Below are 16947 nucleotides of genomic sequence, written 5' to 3' on the forward strand. Positions count from 1 at the left end.
AGCACGGCCAAGCCCGTCGACCGGCTGGGAGTCCCCACAGTCACACGATCAGGCGACACCGAACCGGACATCAGGTCACGTACCGCCCTCTGAGAGCACTCGGGTGATTGCTTCGGGACCGTGATTGTGCGCTCGGGCCCGGGTGCTGGCGAAGGCTCGGCCCGGGGACCGCCGGTGTGAACCGACGGTGTGTCGGTTCGACGGGGGGCCGCGGCCCCTGGTCGCGTGATCGGCAGTGGCGGAAGGCGATCCCTCGCCGAGAGACCCTCTTCCGTCTTCTGGAGTTGATCGTGACGTTCTCACTGTCGGGGGCCGTCGGCCGACCCGGTCCCGGTACCGGGCATCGTGCCGGTTCGGCCGGGCGTCGGGGCCGGGTGCTGGCCGTGGCGGCCGGTGTGTTCTGCGCCGCGGCCGTCGCTCCGGTGGCGTTGTCGGTGCCCGCTCACGCGCAGGGCACCTGTACGGTGTCCGGCCCCACCACCACCTGTACGTTCGCGTTCACCGGCGCCGAGCAGACGTTCACCATCCCGGCCGGTGTCACGCAGGTCGACGTCACGGCGATCGGCGCCGCAGGCGGCCGGGAGGGCGTCCACAACACGTCCGGCGGCCGGGGCTCCCAGGTCTCGGGCACGCTCACCGGACTGTCCGGCGGGCAGACCCTCTACGTCGAGGTCGGTGGCACCCCCATGGGTGGCTTCCCCGCCTGCATCCCCGGCTCGCAGTGCGTCGGCGGCTTCAACGGCGGCGGCACCAGCCACTTCGGCGGCGGTGGAGGCGGGGCCTCTGACATTCGCACCCAGCCCCGCACGACCCCCCTGACCACCACCGACTCCCGCCTGATCGTGGCCGCGGGCGGCGTCTGGCTCGGCTTCTTCGGCTTCGGCTGGTACGGCCCGTGGGTCGCCTACGTCACCGAAGCGGCCCCGCCGGGCAGGACCGGCTTCGCCCTGGGTCTGGCCATGTCCGTCAACCAGATCGCCATCGTCACGGTGCCGCCCGTACTCGGCCTGCTGGTCGACCTCACCGGCAGCTTCACCCCGGCTCTGGCGCTGCTGTCCCTGCTGACCGTCGTCGCCCTGGCGGTCACGGCCGAGGCGGAACTCCGCACCCGCTGACGCGGTCACCGTCGTCGCACCTGCTCCCACACCCTTGCACCCGGTATCCTCGCGCCATATGCTCGGATCCAAGTAATCGATACCGAGTATCTCACCGGGCCGACGCACTGGAGCTCCATGCCCACCCGTGAACCCCCCGCCGTCCAGAAGCCCCCGAAACGCCCCGCCAACGCCCTCGCCCTTGCCGTACTCGGGTTGCTGCTGGAGCAGCCGATGCACCCCCATGCCATGGCCGGCGCGCTCCGCGAGCGCGGCATGGATCGCACGTTCAAGCTGACGACCGGATCGCTCTACGACACCGTCCGCGCGCTCACGCGGGACGGGTGGATCGAGGCGGACGGCACCGAGCAGGTCGGCAACCGCCCGGCCCGCACCGTCTACCGCCACACCCCCGCCGGGCGGGACGGCTTCACCGACTGGCTCGACGAGCTGATCCGAGAGCCCTCACCCGAGTACCCGCGGTTCCTCTCCGCCGTCGGATACCTCGGCGCGCTGGGCCGCGTCCGCGCGGCGGGGGCGCTGCGCGAGCGGGCCGCCGCGCTGCGGGAGCGGATCGCGCAGGACGCCGAGGGCTACCGCGCGGCCCGCGAGGAGCACAACGCGCCGCGCCTGTTCGTCATCGAGGCCGAGTACGCCGCCGCCATGGCACAGGCCGAGCTGGCCTGGGTGGAGCGCACCGCCGACGAGATCGAGCGCGGGACGCTGACGTGGCCGGAACGGGGCGGACGATGAGTGACACCGCCTCGAAGGACGAGGTCGTCGACGTCCTGATAGCCGGAGCCGGGCCGGCCGGGCTGGCGCTCGGCGGGGAGTTGGGGCGCGCGGGGGTGCGGGCGCTGGTCCTGGAGCGGGAGCCCGAACCGCCGGGCTTCTGCCGCGGGTTCAACCTCAACGCCCGGAGCCTGGAGCTGCTCGAGCGCCGGGGCCTTGCCGCCCGCTTCCTCGCCGAGGGACCGACCGTCCCGACGACGATGTTCGTCGGCCCCTCCCGCCTCGACCTCGCCGCCATGCGCACGGAACACCCCTACGCCCTCGGCATCCCCCAGACCCGCGTGGAGGAGCTGCTCGCCGAGTGGGCCGTGGGGTTGGGCGCGCGCCTCGTCCGAGGCCGGCGCCTCACCGGGCTGCGGCAGGACGGTGACGGCGTGACGGTCGAGACGGACGGCGTGGACGGCCCGTCAACCGTGCGCTGCCGATGGCTGGTCGGCTGCGACGGGGGCCGCAGCACGGTGCGCAAGGCGGCCGGGATCGGCTTCCCCGGGACACCCGCACGCACGTTCACCCTGCTCGGGGACGTGGCCCTCACCGACCCGTCGGCCGTCTCGTTCGGCCCCAACACCGGGCCCGGCGGCCGCTCGGTGTTCGCGATCCCGCGCCCCGGCTACGTCCGTCTCATCACCGCCGACCCGGCACCGCCCGCAGACCCGCACGAGCCGGTGCCGCTCGACTCCTTCCAACGCGCGATCGAGGCCGCGCTGGGACACCGGGCCGAAATCGCCGAGGCGCTGTGGCTGACCCGGTACGGGGACGCGGCGCGGCTCGCCGAGCAGTTCCGGACGGGCCGGGTACTACTCGCCGGGGACGCCGCGCACATCCACCCCCCGGCCGGCGCCATCGGCGTCAACGCGGCGATCGACGACGCCGTCAACCTGGGCTGGAAGCTCGCCCTGGTGGCGCGCGGGCAGGCGCCGGACACGCTGCTCGACACCTACCACGACGAGCGCCACGCGGCCGGCAGACGCCTACTCCGCAACACCCGCGCGCAGGCGGTGCTCGCCCAGGCGAAGGGGGACGACGACCGCCTGGCGCCCGTCCGCGATCTGCTCGCCGAGCTGGCCGAGTCCGGGGACACGGCCGGGCCGTTGGCCGAGGCGATCACCGCTGTCGGCACCCGTTACCCCGCCTCCGGAGACCCCGGACACCCGTGGGTGGGACGGATGGTGCCGGACATCTCGCTGGGCCAGGACGGCGAGGACCGCCTTACGGCGCTGCTGACCCGGTCGGCCGGCGGCGCACTGCTGCTCAACGGCGCGGCGGGCTCGCACACCCTCTCCGCCGCCGCCCGTCCATGGGCGGACCGGGTCACGACCGCCCGTACCCACCCGCACGCCCTGGAGCGCGCCCACGCGGTCCTCGTCCGTCCGGACGGGCACGCAGCGTGGATCGGCGCCCCGTCGACACCGGTAGACGCAGCCGCGGAGGAGCTGCGGGAGACCCTCGCGCGCTGGTTCGGGCGCCCGGCGGCACTCGTTGGCGGTACCCCGAGGACTGGCCACCGTTGAGCGGGCGAGCCCACGGCATGCGTCCCGAGGCCGGTCGCGCCGCCCAGCTCACGGCGTCCCCTTCTCAGTCGACGCAGGGCACTCCGCTCCCGGCCGGGGCTCCGCCCGCACCCTCACTGCTGGTCAGGATCTCCTTGGCCTTCCCCTGCTCCGCCACCAGCGCCGCCCCCTTCGTCTGCACCGGCAGCGTCGAGGCCGCCGCCTGCCCCCGCGCGAGCGCGGGCACCTGGCGGACGAAGTCCACCGGGCTCCACCCCTTGTCGACCACCAGGTCGTCCTTCAACGCGTCGTACAGTGCCCCCAGCTTCCCGGCGTCCCCCACCACCCCACCGTCACGCAGCTTCTGCAGCACCCCCGCGAGGAACGCCTGCGCGCGCCGGGTCCGCCCCAGGTCCGATCCGTCGCCCACCCCGTGCCGTTGTCGGACGAAGGCCAGCGCCTGCGCGGGCCCGAGCTCCGACCGCCCGGCGGGCAGCCTCGCTCCGCTCCACACGTCGTCCACCGCGTGGTTCAGACAGACCGGCACCCCACCGACAGCCTGCGCGACCCGGTAGAACCCGGTCATCGAAACCTCCGCGAAGTGGTCCACCGGCACCCCCGTCAGCTCCTGTACCGACCGGATCAGTGCGGCCCGCCCGGCCTCCCGTCCCCGCCAGCGCAGTTCGGCTCCGGAGACCCCCTGGCCCGGCAGTCGCGTCAGCTCCGCAGTCTCGGCCTGCGAGTAGACCTGGTTGATACTCACTTGCTTGCCGCCGCCCGCGTCGACCAGCACGTCCCGGGGAATCGACAGCTGACGCACCGCCCCCCCACCGGCCGGGATGTGCACCAGAACCAGGGTGTCCGCGACGTCCACGTCGCCGTCCCCGGCGTGGAGTTCCCCGCGGCGCAGGTCGGCGGGCGCCGGCCGCCCCTGGGCGTCGGTCGTCGACCGCAGCCCGATCAGGAGAATGGTCACCCCGTGGTCGAGCGGCGCCGGCGCGCCCGCCGAGGAGGCGGCTGCCAACGCCCCCGAGGCCCGCCCCGGCACCGCGGACGGGACGGTCAGCGCGCTCGCCCCCACCGCGACGGCCAGCGTCAGCCCGCCGGCCAGCAGCACCGTGCGCCGCCGTCCCCGCCTGCGCCGCCGTCCGGTCTCAAGTCCACCGTCCACCAGCCGGGCAGCCCCGTCCGCTCCGAGGTCGGCGCCGGCCCGTCCGAACGCCGCGCTCAACCGCATCTCGAACTCCTCGTCCCCGTCGGTCACTTCACCACTCCACTCACCGAAGATCCGCCCATGACAACCGACTCGCCCCGCTCGCTCACGGCGCCACCAACTCCGCCAGATCCGCCCCCAGCAGGGACCGCAGCCGGGCCAGCGCCCGGGTGCACCTGGTCCGAACCGCCGACGAACTGTCCTTGAGGATCGCCGCGGTCTCCTCCACGCTGCGGTCCTCCCAGTACCGGAGCACCACCACCGCCCTGTCCCGCGGCGGCAACTGGGCCAGCGCATCGACCAGCGCCAGCCGCAGCGCCGCGTCCCGCTCGTGTGCCGACACCTCCGGCAGCACCCGGCTGGGCCGCTCGGTACTGCTGCGCCTGCGCCGGTGCGTCAGGAACGCCCGGACCAGCACCGTCTGCGCGTACCCCGCCGCGTTGTCGATCCGGCCGGCCCAACTCGGCCGGTACAGCCGGTGCCACTGCGCGTACATCTGGCCCAGGGTCTCCTGCACCAGGTCCTCGGCCAGGTGTGCGTCGCCTCCGGTCAGGAAGTACGCCGACCGGTAGAGCGGCCCGGAGCGGGCCGTCGCGAACGCGACGAACTCCTCCTCCATGGCCGCCCGCCGTCGAGCTTTTCCCACTGCCCTCTCCCGTCCCCTCGCGATATCCGCCCTATGACGTCCCGAGGGCGCCAGGATGTTTCAAAGAATTTTCGACGGACCGTGAAGTCCCCCCGACCGGCACCCGAGGCGCACCGGAACAGCAGCCGCCCGAAGCTCAGCGGCGAAGCCTTATCGACCGGCGGCCCTCATGGATGCGGCCGAAGCCGGCAAGAACCTCGGCATGCCCTACCCGGACGGCAGAGGCGAGCCGGACCAAGCCCCCGTCCACCTGCCCGCAGGACGCTGGAGAGTCCGCGCGTTCCAGAAGACCGGCGACTCCCCCTGGACCAGCGTGGTCCAACCCCTCCCGGAGGCCGACGGCCAGTAGACAACGGCTCCTTGACTCGAACACCGAGCCGGCACCCGCAGCCCCGGACTTAACGTCTCGCCACCGTGAAGCCGACCACCGGAGGGACGGATACGGACGCGGGACGGTTCGAAGTGGCCCCGCCATCGCCCATCAGGCATTCATCATCGGCACGCGTCGTGATACCTGCGCAGCCGGGGGCCACGGATCGCGGGCAGCCCGACCAGGGTGTCCCTGACGGCGCCGTGGTGGGGTTCCAGGGGGTACCAGGGGCGCGATGGCAGTGGGTAGTCGTCGCGCAGGACACCCTCCGGGAGCACCCCGGTGGCGGGCGTCGGCGAGGTCTCCCCGGGGCTGGTGAGGTACGCCCAGACTCCGCTGTCCAGCGGCACCACCGTCGCATCGCCATCAGGTGGGCGCCACGGCTCGCCCGTGCCGGGGTGGCGGGGGACGAGGAGGACGTCTGGGCGGGGCCGGGGCTCGGGGATGCCCGGGCCGGCCAAACCCACTGAGCGGGGGTCGGGCCCGGGCGGGAGGTAGCGGGCCACGGCGTGGCCGAGCAGCTCGGCGACGGGGCCGGCGGGGAGGGTCACCGGGTGGTTCTCGGTGGCCGCCACGAGGTGGGCCAGCGCGACGCCGACCGCGGCCTCCCAGCGGCGGCTCCACGACCCGTCGAGTTCGACGGGCGGGACGCGGTGCTCGGCACGCTCCAGGTCCGCCCAGTCGGGTAGCGGGTCGGCCGGGAGCTCCGAGGGACGGCGTACGACCGCGTCGGGCTCCAGCCACACTGTCTGCCACGAGCCGCAGTCGTCGATCCGGGTCGCCACGGCCCGTCCGCACCCCGCGCAGGCCAGGTTGGGCCCGGCCCGGCCGTCCACGCCCCGGCAGTAGCCCTCACACTTCTCCAGGATCAGAGTCATTGACCGGGAGTCACCGGGCGCGATGACGATCTTGTTCCGCGCGCCGAAGGAGACGGAGTACACCGGCGCATATACCCCCTGGCGGGCAGCGGCTTCCTCTCCGACGTCCTCCCACAACCGCCAGGGCGGTCCGGTGGGCTGTGGGTCGACGGCGTACGTCGCCGGCTCCATCAGCGGAGGATGAAGTTCCTCCCAGCCCCCGTGGTGGGTGTGGACGGGGAGCGCGACCCGGGACACCGGTGCCGTCAACTCGGTGCAGCACCCGGCACACGCGAACACGTCCAAACAAGCTCCCCCTCGCCACGGTTCCCGGGGATTGTGCCTCGCTTGCGGCGGAGGATCCATCGGATTTCAGAGCGGCTCCAGGGCTTCCGGGGTGCGCGTCAACCCTGGGTTGATGACGGGTCGGTGCGTAGAGTCCTCCGTCTGATGCTGGGCCGGTCTACAGGAGGGGGAGCTGGTTCTCGTCCGGGGCGGGGGCGTCCTCGGTGCGGGCGGGCCCGTCGACCTCTCGCGTCCCCAGCCTGCGCTAGTCTCCGGCAATGCCAAGCATTGATCGATCTTTCGTTCGACACTGGCGGGGCGCGACGGTTGCAGGCATTGTCCTCAGCGTCGTCGCACTGGCCGGCTGCAGTCCAAGTGGTGCCTCTACGAGTCCAGCCGCAGCGGCATCGCCACTCGTGAATGCCACGAGCAGTGCGGCGTCGTCGGCTTCCGCACCGGTCGCAACAAGCCCTGCGGCAAGCCCAGCGGTCACACCGCTGTCCTTCAGCTACCACGCGCTCGGCAAGCAGGAGTACATCGATCAGACGCTCCTCATCGACAACGGCGGACGGACGAGCGTGGTGCCCACCCTGGCGATCACAGCGGTGGACAGCACCGGGAAGGATCTGCCTGACGTGCGGGTCACGACCGCCTATGGGAGCGACCGAGGCAGCCTCATCGTCCAACCCGGCGGGGGCTACGACGTCCTGGCTTTCAGCGGAGCCGGCGCCAGCCAGGTCGCCGATGTCAGGGTGACCGTCAAAGAGCTTGCCCCGGCGAATCTTCCGGCCGATGCGTCCGGCATCGAGGCCAAGCCGGCAGACGCCGCCGGTCAGCCCATGAGCAAGTTCGATGCCTTCGACCAGGTCATTCTGAAGAACCCGAACAACACGGCGGTATCGGTCCGCGTCGTCTATCTGGTCTATGACCAGCCGAAACCCGGATCGCCTCAGCAGGCGATTGAGGTGGTCCCGATCGGCGGGCTGACTACGATTCCGGCCGGGGGCACCTCTTCTGTGACTGTATCGGGAGACGCCGAAACGGCCGTACAGAAGTACTCAGGCGGTCCGGCCGTCAGCGTCAAGACCTACTTCTCCCGATAACCGCTTGCGCGGGGCCACCAGATCCCGGCCCCGCGCCCTCATCTGGACCTCAATCACCGAGCACCGCGCGGCCAGGGTGACCTGGCATGAGAGCGCGGATGCCTGTCCTCCAGACCGACACCGCGAGCCCTGTCCGCCCTGGACCCGGACAACGAGCAGGCTGTCGCCGAGATCCTGCACGCGCGGGGTGGCGTCGTCGACTGACAGTGCGGACTGGACGGTGGCGGTGTCGCCGGCAGGCGGGAGAGCGACCGCCCATATGAGGCGGCCGAGAACCACTTCGCCGGGGCGACACCGGACACGGCATATCGGGCAGAGAGGCGCACAGCACTCATCTTTTATCGTGTCGGCATCAGACACAGGCGCTGGCCGGGCTCGCCCAGTATCGGCAACGGACCGGGTCGGTGACCGTGGCGCGCGGCCACGTCGAGGAGATCCCCGACGTGGACAGCGTGGTGGAGGTGAAGCTCGGGGTGTGGATCTCCACCACCAAAACCCGCCGGCCAGGCTGACCGGTGAGGCGCCTGCCCTCCTGCGAGCACGGCGATCCTCCCAGCCCGAGACGGCGTCGCCACCTGGTCAGTGAGCGGCGTTCTCGGCGAGCGGCTTCTCCTCGATCGCCGCCGGATGTCGCGTCGGGGCGGGGGATCGCAGCAGGGCGGCGGCAAGGAGGAGGGAGACGGAGACGAGGCCCGCGCCGATTCGGAAGGCGAGCCGGTAGCCACCGGTGAGTGCCGAGGCGGCGCTTGCCCCGTCGCCCAACAGGGCGTCCGTGTGCGCGTTGGCGAGCGCGCTGAGGACCGCGAGGCCGAAGGCGGCGCCGATCTGGTGCATGGTGTTGAACATGCCGGAGGCGACCCCCGAGTCCTGGGGTGTGGCCGCTGACATCGCGAGTGTGGCCAGCGCCGGCATCGCGAGGCCGAAGCCGATGCCGAGCGGCAGCAGCGCGGGCAAGACGTCCACGGCGTAGGTGCCGCCCGCCGGTACGCGGCCGAGCGCGGCGAGACCTGCCGCGATCAGCGAGAGTCCCGGAAGGAGTACGACACGGGGACCGAAGCGCGCGATCAGCTTCGGCGAGAGGCCGAGGGACAGGGCGCCGATCGCGACCGAGACCGGGAAGATCCCGAGGCCGGTGTGTATTTCGTCGAAGCCGAGCACCTTCTGCAGGTAGAGGACACACAGGAACTGGAAGCTGAACATCCCAGCCACCATGAGGGCCTGGATGGCCATCGCTCCCGAGACGTTGCGCGAGCGGAACACACGCAGCGGCAGCAGCGGGTGGGGCGCCTTCGCCTGGCGGGCGACGAACGCCAGGAGCAGGGCGAGTGCCACGAAGCCGAAGCTCAGCGTGTGCGCGGACATCCAGCCGTTGTCGGTGGTCTCGACGATCGTGTAAACGCCGAGCATCAGCGCGGAGGTGACCAGGAGCGCGCCCACCACGTCGGTCCCCTCGCCGAGGCCGACACCCCGCTCGGGCGTGAGCACGCGCCAGGCTGACAACAGGGCCATGACCCCGTGAGATCACAGGCCCGGGGGTGCGGGCGTGGAGCCGGTAGTGAAGGTCGTCGAGGCGGCCCGCACCGTGCCCCGGGGCTTCGGCCGCTAGGCCCGGGAGGCCGGTGAAGTCGGCCTCCCGGGGCGGTTCTCAGCCCGCGTGCGTGCAGAGGTAGAGCTGCTGGCCGATGACGCCGCCGTCATCGGCCCGCCCGCCGCCGGCGGCCGGCGCCGCGGCCGGCGCCGTGCCGAGCACGTCGGTGGTCGGCACCTGGGTGCAGGCGCTCCGCACCCAGGACTGGATCTGCGCCGTCGTCGTCACTCCCGCCGACTCGCCGCCACCGCCGCTGCCACCGCCACGCCGGTCGGCGCCGAGCAGGACGTAGCGCAACTCTCCCTTCCCGACGAGCTGTTGGAACTCCGCCAGAGTCGGCGAGGGCGCCGAGCCGCTGAAGCCGCCCATCGGCAGGACCTCCTCGCCCGTCGCCAGGATGAACGGCGAGGCGGCGCTCCAGCTGGAGGCGGCGAACAGGTAGCGGGTGCCGCCCCGGTGGGCCTGCAGGTAGTCGAACAGGGCCTGCTCGGGCGCCGTCAGGTGCTCCGAAGAGCCGCCGAACCCGCCCCCGCCGTACTGCGCGCGCAGCGCGGCCATGGCGGCAGTGGACCCCTTCGGCGACGCGTGCCGCCCGCCCCCGCCGTGCCCGCCCCCGGAGGGGCCGACGGTGCCCATGCCCGAGTTGCCGTACGCCGAGCTCAGCACCGACGACGCCCAGGCGCCCGGCGCGACCAGCATCGCCGCGACACCCGCCAGCAGCCCCGCCAGCGCGAACCCCCGCCCGGTGACGCGCTTGAGCGCGACCGCCGCGAGCAGCGCCAGCGCCACGACGCCCAGGCCGATCACGGCCGGCGCCAGCCACGGCAGGAAGGTCGGGAACTCCCGGGCCAGGTAGGCCGACCAGGCGACCGTCCCGGCGATCGCGGCGGGAAGCGCCCACGCCCGGGCGCCGCCCTCGCGGAAGCCCCGCCACAGCAGGACCGTCCCCGCGCCGCCCAGGACCGCCAGGGGAGCGGCGATCACACCCATGTAGTAGCTGTGACCGCCGACGCTGCCCGCGCTGAAGACCAGGAAGAACACGCCCAGCCAGGCGCCCCACAGGACGTAGCCGGCCCGCAGCACGTCGGTGCGCGGCTCGCGCCGCCGCCAGGCCAGCCCGCACAGCAGCGCGACGGCGGCGAGCGGGTAGAGCCAGCCGGTCTGCGGAGCGAACTGCGAGCCGAACATCTTCGTCCAGCCGCCGTCGTCCGCGCCGCCGCCCTGACCACCCCAGCCGCCGGGGCCCTGGCCCTGGGACGAGGCCTGCGCCGGCGAACCCTGAGAGCCCTGCGAACCCTGAGAGCCCTGCGTGCCCTGACCACCGTGCGAGCCCCTACCGGCACCCGCACCGCCATCCGCACCGGCCCCGCCGGCGTGGCCCCCGCCCCCGCCGCCGCCCCGGACCGCCTGCACGCTGCCCGTCTGCGCCGCGCTCATCCCCACCGAGGAGAACCGGTTCAGGAAGTTGTAGCCGACCACCATGCTGAACGCCGAGTTGTCCGTCGTGCCGTCCACGTACGGACGGTCCTGCGCCGGGGTCACCGTGACCGCCAGCATCCACGAGGCCGACACCACCACCGTCACCAGCCCGGCCAGCGCGACGTGCCCGACCCGCCGCCGAAGACTGGTCGGCGCCGCGAGCAGGTACACCGCCGCGAGCGCGGGCAGCACCGCCCACGCCTCCAGCATCTTGGTCTGGAACGCCAGCCCCACCCACACCCCGGCCAGCAGCAGCGGACGCAGCCGCGCCGTGTGGGCGGCCCGCTGCGCCGCGTCCGCCGCGAGCAGGAGCAGCAGCGTGAAGGCGGCGTCCTCGACCGCGGTGCGGAACAGCCCCGCGGCCACCGGCGTCAGCGTGAAGGCCGCAGCCGCGAGCAGCCCCGCGTTGGCCCCCGCCCACCGCCGCACCACCCGGTACAGCACCAGGACGGACAGCACGCCCTCGACCACCTGTGGCAGGGTCAGCGCCCACGGATGGAACCCGAAGACGCGCGCCGACAGCGCCTGCGGCCACAGGAACCCGGGCAGCTTGTCCAGCGTGATCGTGCCCGCCGGATCGAACGACCCGAACACGAACGCCTTCCAGCTCTCCGTCATGCTGCGCACGGCGTCGGCGTAGAAGCTGTGGTACTGGCTGTGGTTGATGTTCCACGCGTACAGCACGGCGGCGACGGCCGCGATCGCGAGCAGCACGGGCCGTGCGTAGCCCGGCTGGCCGTCGGGTGACGTCCACGGGGCTCGGCGGCCACGCGGCGGAGGAGACGGGGTCTCCCTGGGGGCGGTGAGGACATTGATAGCCATGGTCGGCACCTTCGGATGCCTCCATGAGAGATCCCTTGGAAAGCGCCCCGGTTTGGTCATTTTTATACCTGCGGCGCACCGATCGGCCCACCCCGCCCCGTTATCCGCCCGACCTGTGAAAAATCGGTGCACCTCCTGGTCGGGCCCCTCACCCCACTCGCCCGCGCATGCCCCCGGGCCGGGCGGCCATGGGGGAAGCGGCCGCCCGGCCCGGGTGTTTCGGAGATACCAGTAGGCGGCGCCCAGGGCGCTACATGCGGACCGAGCCCCTCAGTCGCACCGAGCCCACGCCGCCCTCGCCGTCGGCGGCATAGGCTGACGCCGTAGACGGATCGGCTGGGGGGAGCCGCGTGGAGATCGAGGATGCGGGCGGAACGGGCGACGCACTGCCGAGGCTCTGTCCGCAGTGCGCGCGGCCCCTGGTGCAGGAGATCACCCGGTCCGGGGCGTACGGAGGCACCAACGAGTGGTGGAAGTGCCCCGGCTGCGGGTTCCTGGCGCGTCCTGATCTCCGAGGCCGCCCGATCCTTCACCCGTTCCGGCGCCTGACCGGCGAAGACGGAGACTGCTTGTTCTGCGGCTGGGAGGACTGCAACCGGGCGAGCGAGGCCTTCGTCTGGGACGGCTGGCTATGCGAGTGGATCGTCTGCGCGGCCTGCGGCCGGGAGAACGTACGCCGGATCAAGCGCGTTTCCCCGTAGCGCCAGACGGCCGGCGTCCTGCACCGCTGGCGGTACGGAAGACCGGCCAGCAGACTTCGGTCCGCCACAGTGCGCTGTCGGGGGTGTGGCGCTGGCCGACCAGGTAGTACTCGCGGATCGGGCCGTCGACGGCGAGCGCGTGGCGTGCGACGTAGGCGGCCAGCGTGCCGTAGGCGCGGTCGACCTCGGAGGGCGGACCGCAGTGTTCGATCACCGCGAGCTCCCCTGGTGGCACGAGCAGCGGTTCGACCCGGCCGACCGGCCGGACGGGGCCGTCGCAGGGAACGAAGACGGTGGCCTGCCCCCGGTGCAGGGTGAACAACTCGTCCGCGTACACGCCACCCGCCGGGCCGGTCTCCCGCAGCCCCTGGCCCGCCACGGTCGCGAACAACTCGCCGCGGGCGCCCTGGAACCAGGCTCCGACGTCCTGCGCATCGACCGTCGCCGTGACCGCCGCGGCCTGGACCGCGCCGACGCTGCGCAGCTCGATCGCGGGCGAGTCCCCGCCGACGGGTGGCGACAGGAGGTCGCGCAGTGCCGCCACCGCGCGTCGGGTGCGGCCCAACTCCTCCTCCAGCCGGTGCAGGTGCGCGTTGATGTGCTGGTTGCGGGTGGGGACGTCGGAGGCGGCCAGGACGGTCCTGATCTCCTCCAGGGGCATCCCGAGGTCCCGGAAGCGGCGCACGACCTGGGCGGTGGGGATCTGCTCGGTCGAGTAGCGCCGGTAGCCGGTCTGGGGATCGACCTCGACGGGTTCCAGCAGTCCGATCTCGTGGTAGTGGCGCAGGGTCTTGACGGTCATGTGGGTGGCGCGGGAGAAGTCGCCGATCGACAGGTGGCTCGTCACCCGTCGATTGTGCGGCCTCCCGTAGGGGGAGGGTTCGGCGGCACCCTCTCCTTGACTCTCCCACGACGGCCGCCGGGAGTCTGGTGCCACGGCCGGAGCCCGGCCGTCGATCACCTACCGAACAAGGGAGTTGGCCCGCCATGTCGCAGACCACCGCAATCGACGTCGACCGGATCGTGCGGCGTTACGTCGCCGTGTGGGGCGAGCCGGACCCGGCCGCACGCGAGCGCGCCGTCGCCGACCTGTGGGTTGCGGACGGCGTCGAGTTCGTCGAAGGCGCTCAGTTCCGCGGCCGAGCCGGTCTGGTCGACCGGGTCGCCGAGGCGTACGGGCTGTTCGTCGCCACCGGCGACTACCACGTCACCGACGACGACCACGTCAGCGTTCACGACGACGTCGTCATGTTCACCATCCAGCTGACGTACGCCAAGGGCCCCCGGGTCGACGAGGTGGCCTTCGCGGCCCGGGTCTTCCTCGTGCTGGACGACGACGGCCGGATCCTGCAGGACTACCACCTGACCGTCCAGCCGCTGCCCGAGGCGTAGAGCCCGGTCGTGCCGCCGGGCGGGGACGCACGGGCGGCGGCCCGCGCAGCGTTCTCCGGACTCGACCGGCCGGGCCTGCGCCGGCGCAGCAACACCGGCCACCCTCCGAAGGCCCGGGCGACCCGCCGACCAGGACAGGGGACCGGAACCACGGCGGAAAGTCCCCGACAATGTCGGGGACTTTCCGCGGGCCGGCGGCTGGAACCGGCGTGCCTGATCACCGGCCACGCGTTGCCCCCCACGACGGACCACCGAAGCACCGGCCGACCACGACCTCCCGAAGTGGATTCCCACTGTGCTTGGGTGGGGGGGACATCTGCAGAACGCCTGACCTCCCGAGCACGGCACGGCGGACACCGAGAGGTGCTCCCCGACCTGCTCGCGCTGGCCACCGATCCCACCGCACGACCCGACCCCGCGCATGGAACGGAGGAACGCTTCGGCGCCAGGACGGGCTCGACCAGAGGATCCAGGAACTCTGCGCTGCGAGGTGCTGGACAACCCTCCAGTGGGCATGGCCGGGCGGCCCGCCGAGCGCGGGGCTCGGCGGAGCGGGGGGCTGCCGTCAGGGGGTGCCGGTCGAGGTCGGGTGGCTCGCGCGGGCGAGGGCCTGTTGCCGCAGGGTGCGCAGCTGGTCGAGGAGGGGCTGGTTGGTCCCGATCACGGTTTTCTCGACGTCGGACTGGATCTGTTCCACGGTGGTGGCGAAGCCGGCCTGGTCCTGGCAACGGGCGGAGGTCTTGGCGAGGGAGAGCTCACGGCCGATGAGGCCGTGGGTCTTCGCCGGGTCGGAGCCGTCCTGCTTCACCCGCTGGTCGATCGAGGCGATCGGGTCGACGAGGTGGTCGGACGGCTCTCCGGCCGTGGCCATGCAGTCGTGCCAGCGCTTCTCGGCGGCGGCGAAGCGGGCGGCGGCCTGGACCCCGGTGACGACCTTGCTGCTCAACACCTGGAAGGTGTTGAAGGCGCGGAAGTAGTCGGGGCCGTAGAGGGAGTCGTCGGCCTGGCTGAGGCAGGAGTCGCTGTTGTAGAAGAACTGCTGGCCGTCGGGCAGGTCGACGGTGACGCGGTGGGCCTCGGTCCCCAGCAGTGCGGCCTTCCACGCCTCGTTGGCGGCCTGGTCCTGGTTGGGGTCGTCGGGACGCTTCATGTTCAGCGCGGTGCTGATCAGGCCGAATCCGTCGTTGGCGGCCTGGGCGACGGTGAGCAGGCCGTAGGGGTTGGCGTCGACCCGGTGGTCGCCGGTGGCGAGGCCCTGCGGGCGGTAGTCGAAGCCGCGGCTGCGCATGCAGGCGGCGATGAGGCCTTCCTCGGCGTTGTGCAGGGCGGTGCGCTGCTGTTCGTCGTAGTGGGTGACGCCGCCGAAGGGTCGCGGTTGGGGGCCGGGCGAGGTGGTGCCGCCGGACGAGGAGCATCCGGCGGCACCGATGCCCAGGAGGACCGCCGCGAGGGCGAGGGTGATCCTGGTCTTCATGGGGTGGGTCAGACCGTGCACCAGCGGTTGGAAAGGATCTGCGGCAGGTTGTTCTCGATCTGGGTCCAGCCCTGGCCGCGGTCCAGGATCCAGCCCTGGCCCTGCGCGTACTTCTGGGCGTAGACGACGACGTTGCAGCTGTTGCCGTTGTTGAACGCCGAGCCACCGAGGCTGTTGTTGAAGTTCGCGTACATGCTGAGGTCGTCGTTGTCCTGGTACACGGTCTGGACGTTGCCGCTGTAGTTGGCGTCGTAGTAGACGCACAGGCCACCGGCGTTGCAGTTGGACGGCGCGGCCTGGGCGGCGGGGGCCATGGTGAGGGCGACGCCAGCGGCGACCGCGAGCGCGGCGACGGTCTTCTTGAACATGTCAGGGATCCTCGAAATCGTGGAACTTGTCGTGTACCGCCGGGCATGATGCTCCGTCGGACCGAACGGGCCTGATGGTCCGTCGTGTCGAACGGGTCTGATGCTCTGTCGGCGAGTGGCAAGCCTGCCTCGTGTTCCTCGCTGCGGCCGCCGTCCCGGACTGCGGTGAGACGCTGAGACGCCGTTCCACGGTCCTGACCTGCGCCTTCACCCGGGATTTCACAAGATCTCTGAGACGTGGGACTCGGGTGGGACACTGCGAGGTTCCGGCAAGGCAACGGCCGAACAGCGGTCCTGTTCGGTGATCCCGAGGCAGCTCGACGGCACATGAGGCTCTCTGGTGACCAGGTGAGTGGAGCCGGGTGAGCGGGGCCGGACCGGATCGTCCGCGCGGCGCCTCACTCTGGTAGATGCGGAGTGAGGCGCTGCCGGCGGGCCGATCCTGGCCGAGCCACCCAGCGCCTCGTTCGAGGTGGCGTGCGAGCGCAGCAGACGCTGGAACTGGCCAGGCCTGCGCTCGGGTGACTCCCGCCTCCGCTGCGCGCATTGCGCGTATCCCCTGGGATACCTACCAGTGAACATGTGTCACGTGAACACGAACCCCTCCCCGGGAAGGCCGGCCCCCATGCCCACTGAAGACGAACTCCAGCGCTTCCTCGCCGCCCTCAGCCCCGCCAGCCTCGAAAAGGTGCAGGCGCAGCCACGCGAGCGGCAGGAGCAACTGGCTGCGGCCTGGGAGACCGAACTCAGCGAGGACACCGATCTGGACACGCTCGATGAGCTGTCGCCTGACGCGGCCGCGGACGAGGCGGCCGAGCGGGTGGTACGGGACTTCTTCGAGTAGTGACCCGCGGGGCTGATCGGCCCTCGGGGAGGAACGGAGCTCACCACCGGGTCCCGTCGGCGGTCAGCGGCCCGGAGGGCAGCAGAGGCACGGCCAGGTCGACGTAGTCGCGGGCCGCGTCCTCGTGAGCGCTCAGTCGGGCGGGCCGGCGGCCCGACCTGGTGGCACGGGAGACAGGCAAACAGGTCACGCTGCTGCTCAAGCGCCGCGACGCCTCGGGCCCGGACATCGGGTGCGAGGACGGCGGCATCGCCGAGCTCAAGGCCGTCCTGCACCAGCCACTGGGCACCCGGGCCCTGGCCGACGCCGTCACCGGCGAACCCGTCCCGCACACCCACGCCTAATGGGATTCGACGGGCCGTGAGGGAGACTACGGCCCGTAGCCGCCAGCAGGTGAGCACTACTCTCACCGGAGCCGTTTGAGCTCTG

General features: G+C 72.2%; 16 protein-coding genes. 8 read left to right on the top strand and 8 right to left on the bottom strand.

Annotated elements, in window-relative coordinates; translation table 11 throughout:
• Window positions 1-290: 290 nt before the first annotated feature.
• The 3 genes from ACH4E7_RS43225 (at window position 291) to ACH4E7_RS43235 (ending at window position 3397) form a co-directional block, all read left to right on the top strand.
• A complete protein-coding gene (locus ACH4E7_RS43225) occupies window positions 291-1115 on the top strand; it encodes a hypothetical protein (RefSeq protein ID WP_396254703.1) in 825 nt (274 codons plus the stop codon).
• A 117-nt stretch (window positions 1116-1232) separates the two neighbouring features.
• Window positions 1233-1847: a PadR family transcriptional regulator gene (locus ACH4E7_RS43230; RefSeq protein WP_396254704.1), complete on the top strand. Its 615-nt coding sequence runs from the start codon at window positions 1233-1235 to the stop codon at window positions 1845-1847.
• A complete protein-coding gene (locus ACH4E7_RS43235) occupies window positions 1844-3397 on the top strand; it encodes an FAD-dependent monooxygenase (RefSeq protein ID WP_396254705.1) in 1554 nt (517 codons plus the stop codon). Before ACH4E7_RS43230 ends, ACH4E7_RS43235 begins: the two co-directional genes overlap by 4 nt.
• Window positions 3398-3461: 64 nt before the next feature.
• Here the strand turns inward: ACH4E7_RS43235 and ACH4E7_RS43240 are convergent, their stop codons facing one another.
• Together ACH4E7_RS43240 and ACH4E7_RS43245 are read right to left on the bottom strand one after the other, a co-directional pair.
• A complete protein-coding gene (locus tag ACH4E7_RS43240; protein ID WP_396254706.1) occupies window positions 3462-4640 on the bottom strand; it encodes an LCP family protein in 1179 nt (392 codons plus the stop codon).
• A 55-nt stretch (window positions 4641-4695) separates the two neighbouring features.
• A complete protein-coding gene (locus tag ACH4E7_RS43245; protein WP_396254718.1) occupies window positions 4696-5208 on the bottom strand; it encodes a SigE family RNA polymerase sigma factor in 513 nt (170 codons plus the stop codon).
• Between the two features lie 196 nt (window positions 5209-5404).
• On the opposite strand from ACH4E7_RS43245, the gene ACH4E7_RS43250 reads away from it, so the two are divergent.
• Complete coding sequence (locus tag ACH4E7_RS43250) at window positions 5405-5584, top strand: hypothetical protein (protein WP_396254707.1); 180 nt, start codon at window positions 5405-5407, stop codon at window positions 5582-5584.
• A gap of 143 nt (window positions 5585-5727) precedes the next feature.
• Here ACH4E7_RS43250 and ACH4E7_RS43255 read toward each other — a convergent pair whose 3' ends face one another.
• Entirely contained in the window at window positions 5728-6654 is a 927-nt protein-coding gene (locus ACH4E7_RS43255) for a hypothetical protein (RefSeq protein WP_396254708.1), read from the bottom strand.
• Between the two features lie 509 nt (window positions 6655-7163).
• Between ACH4E7_RS43255 and ACH4E7_RS43260 the strand changes: the two genes are divergently transcribed.
• Window positions 7164-7850 carry a hypothetical protein gene (locus ACH4E7_RS43260; protein WP_396254709.1) on the top strand — a complete coding sequence of 229 codons (687 nt, stop codon included), beginning with the start codon at window positions 7164-7166 and terminating at the stop codon, window positions 7848-7850.
• A 579-nt stretch (window positions 7851-8429) separates the two neighbouring features.
• Here the strand turns inward: ACH4E7_RS43260 and ACH4E7_RS43265 are convergent.
• From ACH4E7_RS43265 to ACH4E7_RS43275, 3 genes are all read right to left on the bottom strand, one after another.
• Window positions 8430-9359, bottom strand: coding sequence for an MFS transporter (locus ACH4E7_RS43265; protein ID WP_396254710.1), 930 nt, complete (start codon window positions 9357-9359; stop codon window positions 8430-8432).
• Window positions 9360-9495: 136 nt separating this feature from the next.
• The gene (locus tag ACH4E7_RS43270) at window positions 9496-11739 is read right to left on the bottom strand and encodes an ArnT family glycosyltransferase (protein WP_396254711.1); all 2244 of its coding nucleotides are present in this window, start codon (window positions 11737-11739) and stop codon (window positions 9496-9498) included.
• A 681-nt stretch (window positions 11740-12420) separates the two neighbouring features.
• Entirely contained in the window at window positions 12421-13287 is an 867-nt protein-coding gene (locus ACH4E7_RS43275) for a MerR family transcriptional regulator (protein ID WP_396254712.1), read from the bottom strand.
• A gap of 140 nt (window positions 13288-13427) precedes the next feature.
• On the opposite strand from ACH4E7_RS43275, the gene ACH4E7_RS43280 reads away from it, so the two are divergent.
• Window positions 13428-13832 carry a hypothetical protein gene (locus tag ACH4E7_RS43280; protein ID WP_396254713.1) on the top strand — a complete coding sequence of 135 codons (405 nt, stop codon included), beginning with the start codon at window positions 13428-13430 and terminating at the stop codon, window positions 13830-13832.
• Between the two features lie 565 nt (window positions 13833-14397).
• Here ACH4E7_RS43280 and ACH4E7_RS43285 read toward each other — a convergent pair.
• Both ACH4E7_RS43285 and ACH4E7_RS43290 read right to left on the bottom strand, forming a co-directional pair.
• The gene (locus ACH4E7_RS43285; protein ID WP_396254714.1) at window positions 14398-15306 is read right to left on the bottom strand and encodes a hypothetical protein; all 909 of its coding nucleotides are present in this window, start codon (window positions 15304-15306) and stop codon (window positions 14398-14400) included.
• Window positions 15307-15314: 8 nt separating this feature from the next.
• Window positions 15315-15674: a peptidase inhibitor family I36 protein gene (locus ACH4E7_RS43290; RefSeq protein ID WP_396254715.1), complete on the bottom strand. Its 360-nt coding sequence runs from the start codon at window positions 15672-15674 to the stop codon at window positions 15315-15317.
• Window positions 15675-16299: 625 nt separating this feature from the next.
• Between ACH4E7_RS43290 and ACH4E7_RS43295 the strand changes: the two genes are divergently transcribed.
• Both ACH4E7_RS43295 and ACH4E7_RS43300 read left to right on the top strand, forming a co-directional pair.
• The gene (locus ACH4E7_RS43295) at window positions 16300-16518 is read left to right on the top strand and encodes a hypothetical protein (protein ID WP_396254716.1); all 219 of its coding nucleotides are present in this window, start codon (window positions 16300-16302) and stop codon (window positions 16516-16518) included.
• 161 nt (window positions 16519-16679) lie between these two features.
• Window positions 16680-16862 (top strand): hypothetical protein, encoded by a 183-nt coding sequence (locus tag ACH4E7_RS43300; RefSeq protein WP_396254717.1) that lies wholly within the window; start codon window positions 16680-16682, stop codon window positions 16860-16862.
• The last annotated feature ends 85 nt before the right edge of the window (window positions 16863-16947 follow it).

The sequence above is a fragment of the Kitasatospora sp. NPDC018058 genome (assembly GCF_044327205.1).
Lineage (GTDB): Bacteria > Actinomycetota > Actinomycetes > Streptomycetales > Streptomycetaceae > Kitasatospora.

Bases quoted from the DNA above. Each gene is read 5' to 3' on its own strand.
- ACH4E7_RS43230 (WP_396254704.1), top strand. From the start codon at position 1,233: ATGCCCACCCGTGAACCCCCCGCCGTCCAGAAGCCCCCGAAACGCCCC.
- ACH4E7_RS43235 (WP_396254705.1), top strand. From the start codon at position 1,844: ATGAGTGACACCGCCTCGAAGGACGAGGTCGTCGACGTCCTGATAGCC.
- ACH4E7_RS43245 (WP_396254718.1), bottom strand. From the start codon at position 5,208: ATGGAGGAGGAGTTCGTCGCGTTCGCGACGGCCCGCTCCGGGCCGCTC.
- ACH4E7_RS43250 (WP_396254707.1), top strand. From the start codon at position 5,405: ATGGATGCGGCCGAAGCCGGCAAGAACCTCGGCATGCCCTACCCGGAC.
- ACH4E7_RS43255 (WP_396254708.1), bottom strand. From the start codon at position 6,654: ATGGAGCCGGCGACGTACGCCGTCGACCCACAGCCCACCGGACCGCCC.
- ACH4E7_RS43265 (WP_396254710.1), bottom strand. From the start codon at position 9,359: ATGGCCCTGTTGTCAGCCTGGCGCGTGCTCACGCCCGAGCGGGGTGTC.
- ACH4E7_RS43270 (WP_396254711.1), bottom strand. From the start codon at position 11,739: ATGGCTATCAATGTCCTCACCGCCCCCAGGGAGACCCCGTCTCCTCCG.
- ACH4E7_RS43280 (WP_396254713.1), top strand. From the start codon at position 13,428: ATGTCGCAGACCACCGCAATCGACGTCGACCGGATCGTGCGGCGTTAC.
- ACH4E7_RS43285 (WP_396254714.1), bottom strand. From the start codon at position 15,306: ATGAAGACCAGGATCACCCTCGCCCTCGCGGCGGTCCTCCTGGGCATC.
- ACH4E7_RS43290 (WP_396254715.1), bottom strand. From the start codon at position 15,674: ATGTTCAAGAAGACCGTCGCCGCGCTCGCGGTCGCCGCTGGCGTCGCC.
- ACH4E7_RS43295 (WP_396254716.1), top strand. From the start codon at position 16,300: ATGCCCACTGAAGACGAACTCCAGCGCTTCCTCGCCGCCCTCAGCCCC.